This is a genomic window from Caballeronia sp. KNU42 (assembly GCF_053760385.1).
The window spans coordinates 347790-367936 of the sequence record NZ_CM132389.1; the positions used below are offsets into that span (position 1 = coordinate 347790).

19 protein-coding genes are annotated in these 20147 nt (G+C 62.2%); 13 read left to right on the forward strand and 6 right to left on the reverse strand.

What is annotated here, in order from left to right; all coding sequences use genetic code 11:
• Positions 1-75: 75 nt before the first annotated feature.
• Positions 76-774, forward strand: a complete 699-nt coding sequence (locus ACSOSP_RS20680) for an EthD family reductase (protein WP_455312773.1) — start codon at positions 76-78, stop codon at positions 772-774.
• Between the two features lie 61 nt (positions 775-835).
• Here ACSOSP_RS20680 and hpaC read toward each other — a convergent pair whose 3' ends face one another.
• Together hpaC and ACSOSP_RS20690 are read right to left on the reverse strand one after the other, a co-directional pair.
• Positions 836-1354: a 4-hydroxyphenylacetate 3-monooxygenase, reductase component gene (gene hpaC, locus ACSOSP_RS20685; protein ID WP_455312774.1), complete on the reverse strand. Its 519-nt coding sequence runs from the start codon at positions 1352-1354 to the stop codon at positions 836-838.
• A 13-nt stretch (positions 1355-1367) separates the two neighbouring features.
• On the reverse strand, positions 1368-2561 hold the full coding sequence (locus ACSOSP_RS20690; RefSeq protein ID WP_455312775.1) for an acyl-CoA dehydrogenase family protein: 1194 nt from the start codon (positions 2559-2561) through the stop codon (positions 1368-1370).
• Between the two features lie 95 nt (positions 2562-2656).
• Between ACSOSP_RS20690 and ACSOSP_RS20695 the strand changes: the two genes are divergently transcribed.
• Positions 2657-3574, forward strand: coding sequence for a LysR family transcriptional regulator (locus ACSOSP_RS20695; RefSeq protein WP_455312776.1), 918 nt, complete (start codon positions 2657-2659; stop codon positions 3572-3574).
• 682 nt (positions 3575-4256) lie between these two features.
• Here the strand turns inward: ACSOSP_RS20695 and ACSOSP_RS20700 are convergent.
• Entirely contained in the window at positions 4257-5831 is a 1575-nt protein-coding gene (locus ACSOSP_RS20700; protein ID WP_455312777.1) for a methyl-accepting chemotaxis protein, read from the reverse strand.
• Positions 5832-6310: 479 nt separating this feature from the next.
• Here ACSOSP_RS20700 and ACSOSP_RS20705 point away from each other — a divergent pair, with 479 nt between their 5' ends.
• Positions 6311-7600, forward strand: coding sequence for an MFS transporter (locus tag ACSOSP_RS20705; RefSeq protein WP_455313737.1), 1290 nt, complete (start codon positions 6311-6313; stop codon positions 7598-7600).
• 222 nt (positions 7601-7822) lie between these two features.
• Positions 7823-8728, forward strand: a complete 906-nt coding sequence (locus ACSOSP_RS20710; protein ID WP_455312778.1) for a LysR family transcriptional regulator — start codon at positions 7823-7825, stop codon at positions 8726-8728.
• A 209-nt stretch (positions 8729-8937) separates the two neighbouring features.
• Here the strand turns inward: ACSOSP_RS20710 and ACSOSP_RS20715 are convergent, their stop codons facing one another.
• Complete coding sequence (locus ACSOSP_RS20715; RefSeq protein ID WP_455312779.1) at positions 8938-10245, reverse strand: ATP-binding protein; 1308 nt, start codon at positions 10243-10245, stop codon at positions 8938-8940.
• Positions 10246-10974 (reverse strand): response regulator, encoded by a 729-nt coding sequence (locus ACSOSP_RS20720; RefSeq protein WP_455312780.1) that lies wholly within the window; start codon positions 10972-10974, stop codon positions 10246-10248.
• Positions 10975-11162: 188 nt separating this feature from the next.
• Here ACSOSP_RS20720 and ACSOSP_RS20725 point away from each other — a divergent pair, with 188 nt between their 5' ends.
• Complete coding sequence (locus tag ACSOSP_RS20725; protein ID WP_455312781.1) at positions 11163-11936, forward strand: MipA/OmpV family protein; 774 nt, start codon at positions 11163-11165, stop codon at positions 11934-11936.
• A 104-nt stretch (positions 11937-12040) separates the two neighbouring features.
• Positions 12041-13267, forward strand: a complete 1227-nt coding sequence (locus ACSOSP_RS20730; protein ID WP_455312782.1) for an SDR family oxidoreductase — start codon at positions 12041-12043, stop codon at positions 13265-13267.
• A 64-nt stretch (positions 13268-13331) separates the two neighbouring features.
• Here the strand turns inward: ACSOSP_RS20730 and fliD are convergent, their stop codons facing one another.
• On the reverse strand, positions 13332-14834 hold the full coding sequence (gene fliD / locus ACSOSP_RS20735) for a flagellar filament capping protein FliD (protein WP_455312783.1): 1503 nt from the start codon (positions 14832-14834) through the stop codon (positions 13332-13334).
• 306 nt (positions 14835-15140) lie between these two features.
• Here fliD and ACSOSP_RS20740 point away from each other — a divergent pair, with 306 nt between their 5' ends.
• The 7 genes from ACSOSP_RS20740 to ACSOSP_RS20770 all read left to right on the forward strand — a co-directional run bounded on the left by ACSOSP_RS20740 (position 15141) and on the right by ACSOSP_RS20770 (position 20113).
• Positions 15141-15473: a YXWGXW repeat-containing protein gene (locus tag ACSOSP_RS20740; protein WP_455312784.1), complete on the forward strand. Its 333-nt coding sequence runs from the start codon at positions 15141-15143 to the stop codon at positions 15471-15473.
• Positions 15474-15718: 245 nt separating this feature from the next.
• The gene (locus ACSOSP_RS20745; RefSeq protein ID WP_455312785.1) at positions 15719-16294 is read left to right on the forward strand and encodes an RNA polymerase sigma factor; all 576 of its coding nucleotides are present in this window, start codon (positions 15719-15721) and stop codon (positions 16292-16294) included.
• Positions 16291-16734 carry a hypothetical protein gene (locus tag ACSOSP_RS20750; RefSeq protein ID WP_455312786.1) on the forward strand — a complete coding sequence of 148 codons (444 nt, stop codon included), beginning with the start codon at positions 16291-16293 and terminating at the stop codon, positions 16732-16734. Before ACSOSP_RS20745 ends, ACSOSP_RS20750 begins: the two co-directional genes overlap by 4 nt.
• Positions 16731-17204 (forward strand): periplasmic heavy metal sensor, encoded by a 474-nt coding sequence (locus ACSOSP_RS20755; RefSeq protein WP_455312787.1) that lies wholly within the window; start codon positions 16731-16733, stop codon positions 17202-17204. The genes ACSOSP_RS20750 and ACSOSP_RS20755 overlap by 4 nt, the downstream gene beginning before the upstream one ends.
• A gap of 74 nt (positions 17205-17278) precedes the next feature.
• Positions 17279-18703 (forward strand): DUF1800 domain-containing protein, encoded by a 1425-nt coding sequence (locus ACSOSP_RS20760; protein ID WP_455312788.1) that lies wholly within the window; start codon positions 17279-17281, stop codon positions 18701-18703.
• A gap of 4 nt (positions 18704-18707) precedes the next feature.
• Positions 18708-19856, forward strand: coding sequence for a DUF1501 domain-containing protein (locus ACSOSP_RS20765; protein ID WP_455312789.1), 1149 nt, complete (start codon positions 18708-18710; stop codon positions 19854-19856).
• A 56-nt stretch (positions 19857-19912) separates the two neighbouring features.
• On the forward strand, positions 19913-20113 hold the full coding sequence (locus ACSOSP_RS20770) for a YXWGXW repeat-containing protein (RefSeq protein ID WP_455312790.1): 201 nt from the start codon (positions 19913-19915) through the stop codon (positions 20111-20113).
• The last annotated feature ends 34 nt before the right edge of the window (positions 20114-20147 follow it).

Genomic DNA, 20147 nt, shown 5'->3' on the forward strand with positions numbered 1-20147 from the left:
GATTATTATCGGAAACAGGGTTCGTCAAGCGACGTTTCCAAGTTGTTTCAACCTGTCCAACCGGAAGCAAAACTCATGGATGTCTGCCTCTTTCTGATTGCGGCCGAGCGTGCCACGTCCGACGTGACTCAACCGGTCAACGCCCAAGGAATTCACGATCTTGCTGCGAGCTTCCCCGGCATCAGGCGCGCCGTGGTGCACGTGCCTGTGGAAGGCGGCGCGAACGACCCGTACCTGCACGCGGAGAAACCGCCGCGTTGCACGCTGCAGTTCTATTTCGACAGCATCGATGCGCTCGAAAACGTCTTGCGCGAAGGCGGCGGCGCCCATGTGCTATTGAACCTGACAGGGTTGAAAGAATGCGACCTGACGCAACAGGTCATGGCCGTGAGGCGCTTTCCGGTGCCCGACATCGGCACGCAACCGGCCGATGACCCTCGCTGCACCTACCTGGTCAGCTACGAGGGTCCTGCCGACGATTTGAACGCGTGGCTGGGTCATTACATCGATAGCCATCCGCCGATCATGGCGCGCTTTCCCGGCATTCGGGAGATCGAGATCTACACGCGGATGGACTATCGCGGCGCGCTGCCGGTGGCACGATCGAACGCGATGCAACGCAACAAGGTGGTCTTCGATTCGCCCGACGCGTTGAACGCCGCGCTGGCGTCGCCGGTGCGCCACGAGATGCGCGCGGACTTCAAGAACTTTCCGCCGTTCAGCGGCGCGAACCTGCATTTCCCGATGATCAGCGTCGCGCGTGACTTCAGGTGACTTCACGTGACTTCGCGAACGGCTGACCGGCGCGCGAGTGTTCCGATCGAACCGCACGCGTTCAGCAAGCAACCGGCGCCCTCGCCACCCGCGCCAGCCGATGAAAATCGCGATCGAAATAAATCAGGCCGTCGCCATCGTGGCGCACGACCATATCGGCGATTTCCACGAACATCACCGAGTGCGACCCGACGGTCTTGCGCTCGACAATCCGCCCTTCCAGGCTTGCGAGCGCATCGGTCAGAACGGGCGTGCCAAGGAGCCCCGCGGTCCAGGCCTGCTGCTCGAAGCGGGCGGCCATCGGCAGCCTGGTCATGCCGGCGAAGTGCCGCGCCAGCTCCTGCTGATTGCCGGGCAGCACATTGATGCAAACCTGCCCATTCCCTGCGAACACCGCGTGCGCGGCGCTCGACTGGTTCACGCAGACGAGCATGGTAGGCGGGCTATCCGTTACCGAACAGACCGCGCTTGCCGTGATGCCGCAGCGGCCATGCGGGCCATCGGTCGTAATGATGTTCACCGCCGCCGACAGATGCGCCATGGCTTCGCGGAACAGCTTGCGGTTATCGACTTCGTTCATGCTGTCTCCCGGCTTACGGATACGGCGTGATCGTGGGCGCGATGCCCGCGAAAATGGCGCCGGCGCCGTCATAGGTCGCTTCGCCCAGAAAGGCGTGCTGCGTGACGACCATGGAGTCGCGAACGAGCTGCTGCATCCGGTGGTTCCGGTAGATTGCCGCGACACCGGCCAGCCGGTAAGCGTGCTGGACCACGTCCGCGCACACATGGGCGGCGTGCGTGGCGCTCAGGCGCAACAGGCTCGTTTGCTCGGGCGTAACCGGGTTGCCTGCGACGATCGAGTTCCAGGCATCTTCAGAAGCTTGATAAAAGAACGCGCGGGCGCTGCGCCATTGCGCTTCGGCGCGACCCAGCTCGATGCGGAAGTACGCGCGATCCGCCAGACGCGGCGCGCCGGTCGTGGTTTTCGTGCCGCCGGAAATCTCCGCGGCCAGGTCGAGCGCCGCGCGCGCCAGTCCGACGTTGACCGCGGCATGGACTTCCGCCTGATACGACACGGCCGGATATTTGTACAAGGGTTCATCGATCACCGCGCTGCCGCCGCGCACGAACGTCCACGCATCGGCGACGAATTTGTCTTTCAGGCGCAGGTCGTGGCTACCCGTGCCCTGCATGCCGACCACGTTCCAGTTATCGACGATCTCGACTTCTTGCGCGCGAAACACCGCCGTCAGCGGCTTGCCGGCGTTCGGACTATCGCTGCCCGCGGGCGCCCCGCCAATGCCCACGCCGATCCAGTCCGCGCCCTTGCAGCCGCTCGCGAAGTGCCATTGACCGCTCACGGTCCAGCCACCCGCGCCGGCGACGGCGGGTTGCACCGGGTAAAGACCGCCGGCGAATACCTGATCCGGGCCGTCAGCATAGATTTCACGCTGGATTTCAACAGGCAGCGCCGCGAGATAGACATTGGCCGAGCCGAACGCGGCCACCCATGCCGTGGATCCATCCGCTACCGCAATGCGTTCCAGCATGCGCAGGAAATCAGCGGGTGCGAGCGCGTCGCCGCCAAAACATTTAGGCGTGCTGGCGCGGAAAATCCGGGCGCGCTTCATGGTCGCGATCATGTCGCGCGGAACATGCGAGAGCTGATCGAATTCATCGCGGCGCGCGGCGATTTCCGCGATGACATCGTCCAGCGCGAGCGGATTGGCGATTGCGCTCGATGCGCGGGTAAGGGTCGCAAGCTTGGGATCGTCTACGAGGTTCATCGGGGCTCCGGCGTGTGTTGGTATCGGTGAAATGGCGTGTCATCAAGATAGAATCACCCCACCCATGCGTCAAATTCGCACCAATAATGGATGCCATGAACCAGACGAATAGCGGCCTCACCGACCTCAACCTGCTGCGCGTATTCCTGGCGATCTGGGACTTGCGCAGCCTCACCGCGGCTGGCGAACGGCTTGGTTTGACGCAACCTGCCGTGAGTCATTCGCTGCGCCGCCTGCGCACGCTGTTCGACGATCCCCTGTTCGTGCGCACGCCGCAAACCATGGTGCCGACGGAGGCGGCGATCCGCCTTCATGGTCCGCTCGATGAAGCGTTCGGCATCATCAGCCTCGCGATGCAGGCGCACGGTCACTTCGATCCCGCCACCGCGTCACGGGTGTTCAAGATATCGATGTCGGATATGTCGGAGTTCTACTTCTTGCCGCCGTTACTCGCCGCGCTGGAAAACACGGCGCCGAAGGTTCGCTTCGAGATCGTGCAACTCGCGTCCGAGTCCGCGGGCGCGGCCATGCGTGCGGGCGAGATCGATCTCGCGCTCGGCTACGTGCCGGGGCTTGAAGAAGGCTGCATAGGCGACACGCTGTTTTCCGACGAGCACGTGTGCCTGGTTCGCGCGGGACATCCGCTGAAGGGGAAGAAGGCGTCGAAGCAGGATCTGGCCGGGTTGCGATACGTCTATGCAAGCACGAACGCCACCGGGCACCGGATGATCGAGCAATGGCTCGCGGAACTCGGCATGGAGCGCGAGATCGTGCTGCGGCTGCCGCATTTCATCGTGGCGCCGGAGATTGTCCGGACCACGGATCTCGCGGTGATCTTTCCACGCAGCATTGCCGAGCGCTTCAATCGTGGTCATGCGTTCCGGCTGCTGGCGTTGCCGTTCGATTTGCCGGCCATCGAAGTGAAAATCCACACGCATGTGCGTTTCTCAAGCGATGCCGGCATCCAATGGCTGCGCGATGTCCTCATGGATATGTTCGCCGTGCAGCCTTGAGGGCTTGCTGCCGATAGCGTGTCTTCACCCCTTTTTGTAAAGAGGAGCGGCTATAAATCCACTGTCCGACCCAGGTCTTGCATGACAAACCTGTCGAGCAAGATTCAGCGATCGATGCTGCGCTGTTGCAAGTATCGAATCCTTAATGAGAACGCCGATGACTCGGGTCAGACGCTCTGTCGTACGGGAATCCTGCGGCAAGACAGAGGGAGAGGGAAATGAAACGTCTTTTGACCGTGACCTGCGTTGCATGTTGGTTGACAACTTTCGCGCACGCCCAAAGCCCCGACGACTACGACGACGGAATCGCAGCAGGGCAGTTGGGTACTGCTTTGTATAACTTAACGAATCCCGCCAGGCCGCTGCCAATGCCGATGCCCGCTGGCGACGTAGTGCAGGATCCCGGCGTTGCGCCGCGACCCGCCTCGGAACCCCGTTCAACCAGCTCCACTATCAAGCCAGCCGCACGCGTCGAACCTCGACATTGCGCACCGTGTAATTGAAGTGCTACTGAAAGCGGATACGCTGGGATGTCCGCGGCCAACGAGCCAGCTTGAACAATGTCTCCGTCCGTTCATCTGCCGTCCGGGCCGCGAAGCAAATGGCCGAGCCGTTTTAATACACGACGCACGGCGGACTGACTCTCGCCAATAGCACCCTCCTCCCCCGCTTCCAGGCGGTCTCAGTGGCTTGCCACGCCTACCCTGAATACACCCACGGCTTCGCGCAAGCTCTTGGCCTGGTCGGCCATTGCTTGCGCAGCCGCCGTTGCTTGTTCGACCAACGCCGCGTTTTGTTGCGTCACTTCGTCCATCTGCCCAACAGCAAGGCTGACTTGTTCGATGCCGGTGCTTTGCTCTGACGAAGCGGCCGAGATCTCGCCCATGATGTCGGTCACCTGTTTAACCGAGCTCAACAGTTCGTTCATGCTCTTGCCGGCTTCGGCGACCAGGCCCGAGCCCGTATCGACGTGATCGATCGACTCGCCAATCTGATCCTTCACTTGCTTGGCTGCGCTCGCGCAGCGTTGCGCCAGCGTACGCACTTCGCCGGCCACGACCGCGAAACCGCGCCCTTGCTCACCTGCTCGCGCAGCTTCAACAGCCGCGTTCAGCGCAAGGATATTGGTTTGAAACGCAATGCCCTCGATCAGCGTGATGATCTCACCGACTTTCGAAGCGCTAGCCGATATATCCCGCATCTTCGTCACCACGCGTTCGACCACCTGTCCGCCTGCCGTGGCCGCGTCCGACGCGCTCTGGGCAAGCATGTTTGCCTGTTTCGCGTTATCGGTATTCTGTTTAACCGTAGACGTCAGCTCTTCCATGCTCGCAGCGGTTTGTTCAAGCGACGCCGCTTGTTCCTCCGTGCGTTGCGACAAGTCGACGTTGCCCTGCGCCATTTCATTGGCCGCGACTGCGATCGAATCGGCGGATGTCTTGATCCCCGCGACGATGCTGCTAAGTTGCGCGCGCATCGTCTCGAGCGACGCCATCAAACTCCCGCTTGCGCCGCGTGCAATCACCACCGGCACGCTGAGGTTTCCATCCGCGATCTCGCCGGCTACACGTTGCGCTTCGCTGGGCTCCGCACCGAGTTGCTTCAGGATGCTGCGCGTGATCAGCAATGCACCGATCACGCCAACAATTAACGCGGCAAACGCGGCGCCGATCATCGCGACCCTGAGCTGCGCATAGCTGCTCTCGGCCTGGCTGGCCTTGTCGTGCATCGTGGTTTTCTCAAGCTCGATCAACGATCGAAGCGTGCCGCGCCATTGAGTTTGTTTGGGCACGACGTCTTGCAGCAAAGCCTTGCCGGCCGACGCTTTGTCATTTGCAAGAATGAGCTGAACGACATTGGCCATGAGCGGCAGCGTGGACGCTTCATCGTCTTTCAGCTTGGCGAGCAGTGTTTGCTCCGCATCCGTGATTGCGCCGCTCGACACAAAGATGTCATTGACGGCGCGCGACGCGTCCGCATAGATCCCTTCTTCGTGCTTTATTTTCTCCACGATGGCCTTGATGCCGGCGTCGTTATCGACCAGCATCATGTCGCGCAGCGCGATGGAACGTTGGTCGAGCGAGGAGCGCATGGTCTGGGCGAGCGTCATTTCCTCCGTGGTGCGGTCGACAATACTGGTTAGCGCCTCGTTGATTCTTGACATGCCGAACACGCCAACGACGGACACTACGCCAAGAAGGACTAGTAACGCACCGAAAGCGACCGACAGGCGGGTCACAACTTTGAACTGGCTCATCAAAATGACCTTGTAGATTGAAATTGATAACACGCGATTTCTGCTTTGGCGGACGATGCGACGACAAAGGAAATTCTTGATTGCGGTGCAAATTCGAGGTTGAACAGCCAGGCTTTCAAGCAGTCGGCAAGGTGTCCGCCTACGTGATGCAGCTTGCCCACCGTCCATTGGATTGCTTGCTGAATCGCTTGCCAGATGACGGTTGGAAGAAAAATGCAAACTTCCCCTATTTATCGGCGCACAGCGGCTTATCTTTAGGTGTTTACGCGTACCGATCGCCCGCCTCACTTGAAAACGACAACGCAAAGGTGCCGGGTACTCGCGATACCGGTATAGCCAGCGGACTGGCTGTGCCCCCGCTCACGCCGTAGGATCCGGGTTGAAGCCCGCCCGCTTGCTCACTTTGCGCCAGGCGGTTGCTGCGGCCTTCACGAAACCGCCGGACAACCCTCAACCGCCACGCTGACTCGGACAGAATGATGGACAAACAAACGGCAAGCGCCCGTCAAGACAATCCTTCGCAAGCGGAGGAGTTCACCCACTGGCGGCGCAACCTCATCGTCTGCGTGTTCGGATCGTTCACGACCATCGTGGCCATGACGCTCATGTTGCCGTTCTTGCCGCTTTACGTGGAGCAGCTGGGCGTCAAGGATCACGCCGCGATCGTCCAGTGGTCCGGCGTCGCGTACGGCGCGACCTTTTTCACCGCCGCATTGACCGCGCCGCTTTGGGGAAAGCTTGCCGACCTCTACGGCCGCAAGCCGATGCTGATCCGCGCCAGCCTCGGCATGGCCATCATCATGTCCCTGATGGGAATGGCGCATAACGTCTGGCAACTCGTCGGCCTGAGGCTTCTTGCAGGGTTGCTTGGCGGCTTTGCGTCGGGCTCCACCGTGCTGGTCGCCACCCAGACGCCGAAAGACCGATGCGGCTGGGCGCTCGGCGTCCTGTCTTCCGGCATCATGGCCGGCAATCTGGTCGGCCCGATCATTGGTGGATCACTGCCGCCGCTGATCGGCATACGGTCGACCTTTCTCGCCTCGGGCGCGCTTATTTTCATCACGTTCCTGGCGACCGTGTTCTTCGTCAAGAACGAGCGTCACCCGGGCTTGAACAAGAAGGGAAAGCGGCGTGGCAGTTGGGGAGAAATCGCGGACAAGCGGCCGACTGTCGCCATGCTGGTGACCGGCATGCTCCTGATGCTGGCCAACATGTCGATCGAGCCGATCATCACGGTCTACGTGGCGCAAATAGCCGATGTCCACCAGGTCACGTTTGTCGCGGGGCTGGTGATGTCGGCGGCGGCGTTGGGCAGCATTCTCTCGGCCTCGTACCTGGGTAAGCTCGCCGATCGCGTCGGGCATTGGAACGTGATTATCGGCTGCCTTGCGGTCGCGGGCATCCTGCTGATCCCGCAAGCGTTTGTCACGCAGGGCTGGCAACTGGTGGTCCTGCGCTTCCTGATGGGCCTGGCGCTTGGCGGACTGTTGCCTTGCGTTGCAAGCGTGATCCGGCACAACGTGCCGGCGTCGGTTGCAGGCAATATGCTCGGTTATTCGACGTCCGCGCAATATACCGGGCAGGTGGTCGGACCGCTTGCCGGCGGTTTCGTCGGAGGGCATTTCGGCATGCGCGAAGTGTTTTTCGGCACCTCGGCATTGATGATCGTCGGCGCGATTTACAACTGGATCCTGAGGACAAATATTGTCGATAAAGCCCCTGGTCCGTTGTCAAGCGGTGCGGTCAATCAAGCCGCCAAGGAACGTTGATCGGAAGGTTCAGCAACGGCCACGGCAGCGAATGCCGTGCGTTTAAGGACTTGAATCCACCGCGCGCCCATCAAGCACGCCATGCCGGCAGACGCCTTGTTTGCCGGTTCGCTCATTGACCATGCCACAATCACGGCCTGTGCGCCGGTGAAACGCGGGTGCCTGACATCTTCCATTGCAATCTTCGCAATATCGCTGGATCTTTAACCGTTTGAGGTCTGCATGGAGCTGCGACAACTCCGCTATTTCATTGCGGTAGCGGAAGAAATGAACATCACGCGCGCGGCCGGTCGTCTGCACATGACGCAGCCGCCGCTTAGCCGGCAGATCCAGCAGATAGAAGAAAGCGTCGGGTTGGCGCTGTTCGAACACGGTTCGCGGCCCTTGCGCCTGACCGAAGCGGGCCGTGTTTTCTACACGCAGGCAAAGCGCCTGATCGATGAAAGCGATGAGCTCGTCCCGCTTACGCGCAGGCTCGCGCAACTCGCGGAACGCATTGTGATCGGCTTCGTGCCGTCTACGCTTTATGGTGCGCTGCCGCAGGTCATCCGTGCATTTCGGGAAGCTGCTCCGCAGATCGAATTATCGTTGATCGAGATGTTCACGCTCGAACAACTCGGCGCTTTAAAGGGCGGCCGAATTGATGTCGGCTTCGGACGGCTGCGTTTCGACGATGTGCAACTGACGCGCGAAGTACTCGTCGAGGAACGGATGATTGCAGCGCTGCCGGAGGATCATCCGTTAGCGGACGCTTCGGTAGAGCTGACGCTTGCGGATGTGGCTCGCGAGACGCTGATCGTGTATCCGAGCTCACCGCGCCCGAGTTATGCGGACCAGCAGTTGTCCGCGCTGCGCGATCATGCGCTTGAACCCGCCGCCGTACACGAGGTGCGGGAGTTGCAGACAGCGCTTGGGCTCGTTGCGGCGCAAGTGGGCGTGTCGCTGGTACCGGAGAGTGTAGATGGGTTAAGGGTGCATGGCGTCGTCTATCGGCACCTGCCCGAACCGGGCCCCACGTCGCCGATCATCATGAGCCGCCGCCTTCAGGATGAAGGGCAGACGACGGCTCTTTTCTGTTCGATCGCGCGTGATCTGTTTCGCAGTAGCCAGGCTTTTACGAGTCGCTAGTCGATACGCTGCCGGCTGCGGAATAACCGGCGCGCAAAAAAAAGTCCCACCCTGGCGAGATGGGACTGAAGCACGACGAGGATCACCTTCGTCGCGGGACACACCCTCGAAAGGGTGACGCTAGTGTCACCGCATTCGCGCCGAAAGGAAATAACGCTGGCCTCGATTTGACAAAATTTGACGATTCGTCTCTGAATAGGCGCCCCGTGTCAAACGATGAATTCGCCCAAGGGCGCCGATGGCAACGTGATCAGGAACCGCGCGCCACCCGAAGCGGACTCTTCCAGCCGCACCTCGCCGCCATGCACCAACGCGACGCGCCGCACAATTGCCAGCCCAAGCCCGAAGCCGCCGGTGTGCCGGTCGCGGCTTGCATCCAGCCGATGAAACGGCTCAAAAATACGCGTCCGTTCCGCAAGCGGAATACCCGGACCGTCGTCGTCCACGATCAGCACGAGCGCGCCCGCCGGCCCCAGACACGCGCTCAGCGAAATGGCGCGCTGCGCGTAGCGGGTGCTGTTGCGGATCAGGTTCAACAACGCCCGTGCGACCAGTTTCGGATCGCACACATGGCTCGCCGGCGCGCCGGACGTTGTGACAGAGAGGCTCAGCCCACGGTCAGCGACGTCGTTGGCCATGCTTGCCGCCACGCTGTCCAGCAGTTCGCTCACCGATACCTGCATCAGCACCCTATGCGCCGCGCCTTGTTCAAGCCGGCTTAACGTGAGCAGTTCGGTGACCAGTTCATCCAGTTCACGCACGTCGCGGCGCAGCGCAAGTTGACGTTCGCGCTGGCGCTCCGGCGATTCGGGCGACTGCAACAAAGCGAGGCCGAATTCGAGCCGCGCAAGCGGTGTTTTCAGCTCATGCGAGATCCCGTGCATCATGTCGCGCTGATGCAAAATCGACGCTTCGATCTGCCCGGCCATTTCGTTGAATTGATTCGAAAGATCGTAGATATTCGATTTCTTCGATAACGCCGCGCGCGTCGACAACTGACCCCGGCCAAACGCGCGGGCAGCGGCCTCGAGCTTCCTCAAGTCACGCCAGTGATAGTGGACCCACAGGACGACGGACAACAGCGTCGCAAGCGCGACCACGGCATATGCCAGTGCCTTGATGTCCAGGTTGCCGGGCTCATCGGGGTGGGCGTGGACGATCGTGCCATCGGGCAACGGCAGGTAGTAATCCTTACCATCCATGCTGAGCACCAGCTTGCCGTCGCGCAGGTCGCGCAACTGCTCACGGTCGAGCAGCGGAATCACGTCTTTCATCGTGAGCAGGCTGAAACCCTCGTCGCCGTGTTTTTGCAGTTCGGCCAGCGCGGCTGCCCGCTGCTCACCGGGGTGGCGTTCCAGGTAATCGGTAAGCACGAACGCATACGCTTTCACGTTCTCGCGTTCGTTCGCGGTAACCCTCTCATGGAAGAGCTGCGAGAAGTACTCATTGACGAACACAATGGCGACGCCGCCGCCCAGCAGCACGATCAAATACAGGCGGATCAGTGAACGCAGCATTCAATCCTCCCACGCCGACGGGCTGAACAGATAACCGCGGCCCCAGATCGTCTTGATCTTGTGCGGCTCCGGCGACGCGTCTTCGAAACGCCGCCGCAGCCGCGAGATTCCCGAGTCGACGGTACGGTCGAGCCCGTCGAATTCGATGCCGCGCAATTGCTTCAGGATATCGTCGCGGCTGAGCACGGTGCCGGCGGCGCGCGCGAGGATCACGAGCAGGTTGAACTCGGCGGTCTTCAGGTCGATGTCCTCGCCGCGCCACGTCACCGTGCGATTCGGCGGTGAGATCACCAGTTCGCCGAACGTGAGCGTGCCGGCCGCCGCGGCCGGCGTCATGATTTCCTCAGCCGGCTGCGACCGCCTGAGCAGCGCACGTGCGCGCGCCACCAGCACACGCGGTTCGATCGGCTTCACGACATAGTCGTCCGCGCCGGTTTCCAGTCCCGCAACCTGGTCGAAGACATCGACGCGAGCGGTCAGGATCAACACCGGCACGCTCGAAAAACCGCGAATACGCCGGCACACTTCCATACCGTCCATGTTCGGCAGCATCAGGTCGAGGATCACCAGCGCGGGCTTGTGCTCGCGCACGGCGGCGACCGCAGTATCGCCTCGCCGCACGATAGTCACCGCAAATTCATAGCTGCCCAGATACTCCCCGATCAGTTGCGCGAGGCGATCGTCGTCCTCGATCAGCAACACGTTGTACTTGGGTGAGACCTCGTTCATTTGTTCTTCTCCGCACTTGGGGCAGCACTAGCAGCCGCCGATTCTATCCTCGCGCGCAAAGGTCGGGGCCGTGCGCAACACTCGCGGACACTTGAACACAATTGAGCACAATTTAGCGAAACTTCAAAACAGACACCGGTCAACCGCGTCCCTAGACTGCGGCTTCTCTCATAGAAAAAGACCTGACCGTGCGCAAACGCCTCTCCTATTTGTGTCTCCCGCTGCTTGCCCTGACGTGTTCCTCCATCGCTCATGGCGAGAATTTCTATACCTTCGGATTGGGCACCGGTGTTGCGCCGCGTTACCTCGGCAGCAAGGACTATCGTGGCCTGGTCGCGCCAGTCTTCTCCGCTGAGTTTTCCAACGGCTTTTTCATCAGCCCGTTCGAAGGCGCCGGGTACAAGAAGACTTTCGCGAACGGCATCTTCGTCTCGAGCGCGCTCGACTATGACTTCGGCCGCAGCGACAGCAATCGTGCAGACCTGCCCGGCTCCAACTACCTCAAGGGCATGGGCCGCATTCCCGGCTCGCCGATGATGCACTTCCAGGTCGGCGCCACGGTGTTCGGCGATACGACCATCAGCGTGACGCTCGACCAGCCGCTCACGCACACCACGCGCGGCGTCAGCGGGCATCTCGATGTGAGCACGCCGGTTCTGCACACCGCCACTAACGACATCAGCATCACGGGCAGCCTGCACGCCGGCAGCGGCCGCTATACGCAGACCTTCTTCGGTGTCACCGACGCGCAGTCCGTAAGCAGCGGCTTCCGGCCGTACTCGGTGAAAGCCGGCATCGACCAGGCAACGGTCTCAGCCGCGTGGATTTATTCCTTCACGCCGAAATGGTCCGTGCGGACATCGGGCGGCGTGACGCGAATTCTCGGCTCGTCGGCGGACAGCCCGATCGTGCAGAAGAAGAACGCTTTTTTCGCTACGACAGCAGTGATGTATCGGTACTAGATCCGGCGCTATTAAACCCGGTGATATCAGGCGCGTCGCGGGCGCGGCGCCAGCCGCTCCCCGCTGTTACCCGCTACCCATTTTTCTTCTGCACGGAGAACGCTATGTTTGCATGGCAAACCCCTTTGTCCACCGCCTGGCAAGACAGCCTCACGGCGTCCACGCGCATGCATGTGGTGGGCATCGATCGACTGGTGCTGACCGGTGCTACCGGTTTTATCGGCGGCACGGTGCTGGTGACGCTCATGAATGCCGGCCTGATCGAACGTCTCGTGTGTCTTGTGCGCGCGGCGAATGCGCAGCAGGCGCTGACCCGCCTGCGTGCCTCCGCCATACGTTGCGGCCTGCCGTATGTTCGCGCGCAACGGCTGACCGAGGCGAACGTGATCGTGGGCGAGCTGGGCGGCGATTTTACTGAAGCGGACCTCGCGCGATTGACGCAGGCATCGCATGTGATCAACTGCGCCGCCATGGCGTCGTTCTCCATGAACTCGCAAGTACTCGATATCAACGTACGCGACACGCTGCGTTTTGCTTCGCACTTTGCCGACAGTAAAGTGCTGCGGCGTTTCCTGCACGTCAGCACGGCCATGGCATGCGGTACGCAATGCAGTCCGGTCGTACCCGAGTCCGCTTTCGGATTTGGCGAGAACGAGAGCGGGAACGAGGACGGGAACGAGAGCGGGGACGGGAGCAAGACGAACCACCTCGTGCCCTATACGCAAAGCAAGCGCGATGTCGAGCGGCTCCTGCGCCTCTACTACCCGTCGCTGCCGCTGGTCGTGGTGCGGCCATCGATTGTCGTCGGGCATACGGTGCTGGGCACGTTGCCTTCGCCGAGCATCTTCTGGGTGTTTCGCGTGGTGCATGCCGCGCGGCGCTTCAGCGCAAAAGCGATGACCCGGCTCGATGTCGTCTCGGTCGACGATTGCGCCCGCGCGCTGGCCTTGCTCGCCGTCAAGCCGAAGCTGGCGTTCGACACCTACCACGTATCGGCCGGCTCGGAGGCGCCGACCATTGGCCAGATCATCGGCGCGATGGATGAGGCCACGGGTATATCGGGGAAACGCTACTCCATCTGCGCGCCGCGCGATTTCCGCAGGATCGCATGCGATGTGGTCGGGCGTCAGCACCGGGCCGCGGCGCGGTTGATCGAACATGCGCTGGGTATCTATGCCGGGTTCGCCAACCTGGACTACCAGTTCGATAACCGCCGCCTGCGCGACGAGATCGGCTTCGAGCCCTTGCCGTTTATCGACTATGTCGGCGAATGCGTGCGGACCTCGCGCGGCGTTGGCATCGTCGAGCAGATGCGCTGGGATTTTAAGTAAGCAGCGCACGCGCTTTCTTCGTCATCGCACAACGAACGCCGCCCATCGCGCGGCGTGTTCATCGTCAACCTCTGTTTCCGGCCAGTGCGCCCGCACTGTTGGCCCCGCCGAATAACGCAGTCAGATAGCTTGCATTGCTGCTCATATGCGCCATCAGCGTATTGAGTGCAGTGAACTGCGCGTTGTAACTGTTCGTCAGTTGCGTGGCGAATGCATCCAGCTTCGTGCCCTGGACCTTGATGTTGGCGAGGTCCTTGTTGAGCGACGTTGTCCTCGTATCGAGCAGGCCGTCTTTCTTGAGAAAGGTCGTGAGGGTTTTGTTCATCTCCGCGCCAAGACCGGATTTCGAATTGAACAGCGCGTTGACGGTGCCGGGCTTGTTGGCCAGCGCCGCGGTCAACGCGGTTTCATCGATCTTCAGCGTGTTGTCCTTTTGCAGCGTGATACCGATAGACCCCAGGTTCACCATCCCCTTGTTCCCGTCCGCCGCGCTCGGGACGCCCTTGCTGATCGCGGTTGCAAGCGCGTTCCTGACCGTGTTCATCATCGAGTCGCCGAGCAAAGGACCGCCTTGCGAACCCTTCGGTTGCGACGTATCGAACGAAGTCAGCGACGCAGCCATGCCAATGAAGTTGTTATACGCCGTGACGAAGGCCTTGATCGAGCTCTGCTGCGCGCTCGTGTCGGAGCTGATGCTCAGCGTCTGGGTCGTGCCCACGGACTCCGAGGTGAGGTTGATCGACAACCCCGCAATAGCCGATGTCACGCTGTTGCCCGGGCTGCTGACCTGCGTGCCGGCCACCGTCAGCAACGCGTCCTTGCCGGCCGCGGTTTGCTTCCAGTTCTCCGATGTCCCGATGCTCGTGTACGGCGCCACGGTCTTGTCCGGGTCCGAGGGGTCCACCGTCGATGTGGACGAGCTGACATTGAGCTTCGACAAGCCGGTGTTGTCGCCCTCGCCGCTCGGTGTGACCTCCACCGAAATACCGTTCGCCACACCCGTAGTCGACGAGTGCAGCACAAGATGCGCACCGTCGGTACCGGTGATCACCGTCGCGCTCACGCCCGGATTGCCGGAGGCGGAATTGATCGCGGCGGCAATGCCGCTCAGCGTGTTGTTCGACGAATCGATCTTGATCGACACGTCCGAGGCGCCCACGGAAAGTTTCAGCGTGCCGGCGCCGAGCGCTTCCTTGGCGCCGAACCCGCTGGAGGTGATGCTTTGCGATGTCGCGATGTTGGTGACCTGGATCGCATAGCTGCCCGCGGTGGTGCCCTTGCCTGCTGTAGCCGTGATGCCCTTGCCGTCGGCCTTGGCGGTGACAGCGGATAACGCGGTGCCGTCCGACAGCGACGCCAGCGCGCTTTGCAGCAGCGACATGACCGATTTCAACGAACCGACAGCGGTCAGTTGAGCGGTGCTGGTCTTCTGTTTTGCGGCGTTAGCCGCGTTAAATCCGGCCACCCGCGCGTTGACGATAGCCGCGACAAGCGCGGGTACGTCGGTGTTCTTGCCGGTCGAGCCGTTGATTAGAGATTGTCCCGCGGACTTGATTGCGTCAGACATGGAAACTGGAACTCCCTTGGTTTTTCTCCGGGTTGGGATGATCGGCATCTCTATTGTTACGATCAATTACCTTTATATTACGGTACGCCTACACAATACTTTAGAGAATATTTCAGTTATTTATCAGAGGAAAGCCGCACGCTTACCCGCTTTCGTATTAGCGCGCGCATCGCGGTATTGCCCCTCTTCCAGCCCGCTTAAAAAACTCAAAGATCGAGCGACGGATTTCCCGGAAGCGCGCGTTTAAGCACTCGAGAGCATTGGCATCGAGCGTCTTGAGCGTCTTATCTACTCCGGGGAACCGTCATGAAAACATCAAGAGGATGGGCTTCGCCCACGTTCGCGGTAAAAGCCGCTTTGGCCGTCGTCACCGCGCTGGCCGCGCTAGCCAGTGCTCCGGCATGCGCGCAAGCGGTCATCATCGCTCCGTCGGCGCCACCGCCGATGCGCACGGAAGTCGTACCCGTCGCGCGTCCCGGTTATGTGTGGGATGGCGGCCACTGGCGCTGGGCCGGCCGCGGCTACGAATGGGTGCCGGGCCACTGGAGGCCGGTACGGATCGGCGCACATTGGGTGCCTGGTCACTGGGTGCAACGCGGACCGAACTGGCGCTGGATCGAAGGTCACTGGGCACGCTAGAGCGGACCCGGCTTTGTTGACCATAGCACCACGTAAAAGGCAGGCACCCATGCTTAAAACTCTAGTCGCCATTGCATTTGCGGCCGCGGCACTTTCTGCGTGCGTCGTTTATCCCGCGCGGCCGGCTTATTATCGGCCGGCGGTCGTCGTGTATTGAGCAGTCCCCACGCTGGCGCGCCGGGCCGCAGGCCAACCCGGCGAGAAGCTGTTGAACATGTGCTGCGAGATCAGCGAGATCAAACACATTGAACGAAGAAGACCCGGACGCGGAGTTGCTCGCGCGTATCGATGGCAGGGAACCCGGAGCGGTTCGCGAGATGGTCGCGCGCAAGCTGCCGCGGCTGCTCGCGCTCGCGACCCGGATGCTGGGAGACCGTGACGAGGCGAGCGACGTGGCGCAGGAAGCGTTCGTGCGGATCTGGAAACAGGCGTCGCGCTGGCAGCGCGGCCAGGCACGCTTTGACACCTGGCTGCATCGCGTGGCGCTCAACCTGTGCTATGACCGTTTGCGGCGCCGTCAGGATGTCATCTCCGATGACGACGCCCCCGAACCCGTCGACCAGGCGCCGCTGCCGGAAGATCAACTCGACGAATCCGCGCGCAGCGAGCGCATTGCCGCTGCGCTCGCCGCGTTGCCGGCACGCCAGCGCGAGGCACTGGTATTGCAGTACTACCAGGAACTGCCGAACGTCGAGGCAGCGGCCTTGATGGGCATCAGCGTCGAAGCGCTGGAAAGCCTGCTTTCGCGCGCCCGCCGAACGTTGCGCAGCCGCCTTGCCGGCGAGCGCGGCGAGCATGTCTTTGGAAAGGAACGCCGATGACCCCCGAACGCTTTCGCCGCCTCACCGAGGCTTATGGCGCCATGCCGGAACACTGGCCGGCAGCCGAACGCGCAGAAGCCCAGGCGCTGCTCGACCAACGGGACCCGGCTGTCCTGGCCGCGCTGGCCGACGCCCGCTCGCTCGATCTCGTGCTATCGAGGCACAGCGTGGCCGTGCCCGAATCAGATCTGGTCCGGCGCATCCTCGCATCCGCGCCATTGGCGCCGCCACGTCAGGAATCCGTATGGAAGCGGCCGCAATGGTGGCTCTCGGGCGCGGGTCTCGTGGGGGTGGGCGTGGCTGGCATTGCCGCGGGCGTGCTGGCCATTTCGTTGACCGGATCTTTCTATAACTCGCCATCGAACCCGCCGAGCCTCTTCGATCAAACCGGTGAAAGCACCGTATTCAGCAGCGCGACGGCCGACTGGAGCGACCAATGACCATGCCGACAACCCGGCTCAAGACACTGCTGATCGTGTCGCTGGTGCTCAACATCTTCCTGCTCGGAGCGATAGCGGGCGGAACGTATCGATGGGTGGCGAAGCAGCGGGCCGACGTGCTCGCACAGCAACGCGGCTTGCGTTTCGCCGCGGCAGAACTGCCCAAGGATCGTCAGGACCAGCTGCGCCAGTCGCTGCGGCAGACACGCCGTGAGAGCCTGCCGTTGATCACGGATGCCCGCGCGGGCCGTATCGATGTGGTGCAGGCGCTCGCTGCGCCGCAATTCGATCGCGCCACGCTCGACGCTGCGCTCGCCCGTACCCGCGCAGCCGATGTCGCCGTGCGTGCACAGGTCGAAGCAACGGTGGCTGAGTTCGCCTCCACGTTGACGCCCGATGAACGGCTCAAACTCGTCGATGCCCTGGAACAGCACGGCCCGCTGCATGTCGGGCCGCCGCCCAAAAAATAAACTCGGGACGCGCCGACGGATTCACGCAGCCCCGCCGTTTAAGCAACATAGCAACTCGATTCGTGGGAACTGCCATGGCAGACGTGACATCTGTGACATCAGTAACCCCTGCCGCGATCGCGCTGAATCGCTTCGGACTCGGTGCCCGTGCGGGGGAAACAGCCCCGTCCGATCCAAAGGGCTGGCTCAAGAGCCAGCTCTCCGGTGCAAGTTATCAGGCGATGCCGCAAGCGTTAGGAGACCAACCTTCAAGCAGTGCGCTCGCGGCCGAATTCGCCGACCGCCAAAGCGCCATCCGCAACGCCGGCACCGACGACAAGCAGGCGGTGCGCAAGTCCTATAACGAAAAACTCCGCGATGTTTATCGCGCAGCGGTCAATGCGCGGTTCGTGAGCGCGCTGCAAACGCCCACGCCTTTCGTCGAGCGGCTGGTGGCTTTCTGGTCGAATCACTTCGCGGTATCGGTGGAAAAACCGCCCGTGGCCATGCTTGCCGGCTCGTTCGAAACTGAAGCCATTCGTCCTCATGTACTGGGCCGTTTCGAGGACATGCTGGTCGCGGTCGAACGTCATCCGGCCATGCAGATTTTCCTCGATCAGGCGCGCTCGGTGGGCCCCGATAGTCCGGCGGCCGAACGCGCCGCCATGCGCCACCCCGAGCGCAAGCCCGGCCTCAACGAAAACCTGGCTCGCGAGATCATGGAGCTGCATACGCTTGGCGTGCGCAGCGGCTACGATCAAAACGATGTCACCGAGTTCGCCCGTGCGCTGACGGGCTGGAGTATCGGTGCAATGGGCGGCATGGGCGCGGGCGCCCAGCGTAATGACGCCGCCGCGCCCGGACAATTCGTGTTTCGCCAGCCCCTGCACGAGCCGGGGACACGCACAATCATGAACCGGCAATACGATCAGCCCGGTGAGCAGCAAGCCCTCGCCGTGCTGCACGATCTGGCCGCTTCGCCCGCGACCGCGCAGCATATTGCGAGCAAGCTGGCCCGGCATTTTGTCGCCGATACCCCGCCGCCCGCGCTGGTCGATCGTTTGGCCGGCGTGTTCAGCGCGACGAACGGCGACCTGCCCAGCGTGTACCAGGTGTTGATCGATTCGCCTGAAGCGTGGTCGCCAGTCGACGCCAAGTTCAAGACGCCTTGGGACTGGACGGTATCGTCGCTGCGGGGGCTGGGCCTCAACACTTTAGGCAACATGCAGGTCGCGCCCTTGTTGACGCAACTCGGCCAGCCCGTGTGGCGGCCGGGGTCGCCCGCGGGCTACGACGACATAGCCGCAAGCTGGGCCGCGCCCGACGCGCTCGTGCGCCGGGTGGAGCTGGCACAGCGTTTTGCATCACGCGTCGGCGATACGCTCGATGCGCGCACACTCGGCAACCAGTTGCTCGCCGGGTCGCTGAGTGATGCTACGGCATCCGAACTATCGCGTGCGGAAAGCGCGCCGACCGCGCTCGCGCTGCTGCTGGTTTCCCCCGATTTCCAAAGGAGATGACACGATGACCACGCGTCGGAATTTCTTGTGGTGCGCCGGTGCAGGCGTCGGTGCAATGCTGGTCGGGCCACGCATGGCGTTCGCTTCGGTGGAGTCGGACCGGCGGTTTGTGTTTGTGATCCAGCGCGGTGCCGCCGATGGTCTCAACATCGTGGTGCCGTACGCCGATCCCGCTTATGCAAGCCTGCGCGGAGCGCTTGCTATCGATCCGTCTGCGGCAACGAAGCTTGACGGGACGTTCGCGCTGCATCCGTCGCTTGTCGAAACGGCGAAGATGTACGCCGCCCAGCAGGCGCTGTTCGTGCATGCGGTTGCATCGCCATACCGAGATCGCTCGCACTTCGACGGCCAGAACGTGCTCGAAACCGGTGGCGCTGCGCCTTACCAGATGAAGGATGGCTGGCTGAACCGGCTGGTGTCGATGCTGCCTGCCTCCAGGGCCAACGCGATCGCGCTCGCGCCCACTGTGCCGCTGGCGCTGCGCGGGAATGCGGAGGTGACGTCATACGCGCCGTCCGCGCTGCCGCAGGCGCCCGACGATCTGCTCGTGCGCGTCTCGCAACTCTATTCGGGAGACCCGCAGCTTCATGCGCTCTGGAGCTCTGCAATGGACGCTCGCGGGCTCGCTGCCGATGCCGGCGCGCGTCAGGACCCGGCGAGCCTTGGCAAGCTTGCCGCGAGCTTCCTCGGCCGTAGCGACGGCCCGCGTATTGCGATGATCGAGACCGGTGGATGGGATACGCATAGCGCGCAGAACCAGCGGCTCGGCGCGCAACTAAAGGCGCTCGACACAATGATGGCGTCCATGCGCGATGGTCTTGGCGAGCATTGGGCCAACACGACCGTCCTGGTTGCGACCGAGTTCGGGCGCATGGCAACGGCGAACGGCACGGGCGGCACGGATCACGGCACGGCGTCCGCCGCGATGCTGCTGGGCGGAGCGGTGAAAGGCGGCCGGATTCTGGCGGACTGGCCTGGGCTCGCGCCGTCGGCGCTGTATCAGGGACGGGATTTGCGGCCGACGCTCGGGCTCGACAGCCTGATTGCCGCTGCGGCAGGGGAGACCTTCGGTCTCGATCCGGCTCAGGTCAGGGCGACTCTGTTCACGCAGAAGATCGCGAGCCCGATGTCCAGCCGGTTGCTGCGGACTTAGCAGCGCAACGGCTGACAAGCAGTCACGTACCTAACTTCACCAGGGAAGAGTTAAAAATGAAACATGCATTAAGCATTGTACTACTTAGCGTTTTGCTGAGCGCTTGCGTAGTGGAACCCGCACGCCCACCGCGGCCGGAGCCGCTTGTTGAAGTGGTGCCGGCGCAACCCGCGCCGGGTTACCACTGGGTGAAAGGACACTACAGGTGGGCGGGAAACCAGTGGGTATGGGAGCGCGGGCATTGGGCAGCGTACTGATTTCGCCAGGGACGGTTGTTGTCCCCGCTTAAGC

Coding starts and splice junctions, on each gene's coding strand:
- ACSOSP_RS20680 (WP_455312773.1), top strand. CDS start 76: ATGGATGTCTGCCTCTTTCTGATTGCGGCCGAGCGTGCCACGTCCGAC.
- hpaC (WP_455312774.1), bottom strand. CDS start 1,354: ATGAACGAAGTCGATAACCGCAAGCTGTTCCGCGAAGCCATGGCGCAT.
- ACSOSP_RS20690 (WP_455312775.1), bottom strand. CDS start 2,561: ATGAACCTCGTAGACGATCCCAAGCTTGCGACCCTTACCCGCGCATCG.
- ACSOSP_RS20695 (WP_455312776.1), top strand. CDS start 2,657: ATGAACCAGACGAATAGCGGCCTCACCGACCTCAACCTGCTGCGCGTA.
- ACSOSP_RS20700 (WP_455312777.1), bottom strand. CDS start 5,831: ATGAGCCAGTTCAAAGTTGTGACCCGCCTGTCGGTCGCTTTCGGTGCG.
- ACSOSP_RS20705 (WP_455313737.1), top strand. CDS start 6,311: ATGGACAAACAAACGGCAAGCGCCCGTCAAGACAATCCTTCGCAAGCG.
- ACSOSP_RS20710 (WP_455312778.1), top strand. CDS start 7,823: ATGGAGCTGCGACAACTCCGCTATTTCATTGCGGTAGCGGAAGAAATG.
- ACSOSP_RS20715 (WP_455312779.1), bottom strand. CDS start 10,245: ATGCTGCGTTCACTGATCCGCCTGTATTTGATCGTGCTGCTGGGCGGC.
- ACSOSP_RS20720 (WP_455312780.1), bottom strand. CDS start 10,974: ATGAACGAGGTCTCACCCAAGTACAACGTGTTGCTGATCGAGGACGAC.
- ACSOSP_RS20730 (WP_455312782.1), top strand. CDS start 12,041: ATGTTTGCATGGCAAACCCCTTTGTCCACCGCCTGGCAAGACAGCCTC.
- fliD (WP_455312783.1), bottom strand. CDS start 14,834: ATGTCTGACGCAATCAAGTCCGCGGGACAATCTCTAATCAACGGCTCG.
- ACSOSP_RS20740 (WP_455312784.1), top strand. CDS start 15,141: ATGAAAACATCAAGAGGATGGGCTTCGCCCACGTTCGCGGTAAAAGCC.
- ACSOSP_RS20750 (WP_455312786.1), top strand. CDS start 16,291: ATGACCCCCGAACGCTTTCGCCGCCTCACCGAGGCTTATGGCGCCATG.
- ACSOSP_RS20755 (WP_455312787.1), top strand. CDS start 16,731: ATGACCATGCCGACAACCCGGCTCAAGACACTGCTGATCGTGTCGCTG.
- ACSOSP_RS20760 (WP_455312788.1), top strand. CDS start 17,279: ATGGCAGACGTGACATCTGTGACATCAGTAACCCCTGCCGCGATCGCG.
- ACSOSP_RS20765 (WP_455312789.1), top strand. CDS start 18,708: ATGACCACGCGTCGGAATTTCTTGTGGTGCGCCGGTGCAGGCGTCGGT.
- ACSOSP_RS20770 (WP_455312790.1), top strand. CDS start 19,913: ATGAAACATGCATTAAGCATTGTACTACTTAGCGTTTTGCTGAGCGCT.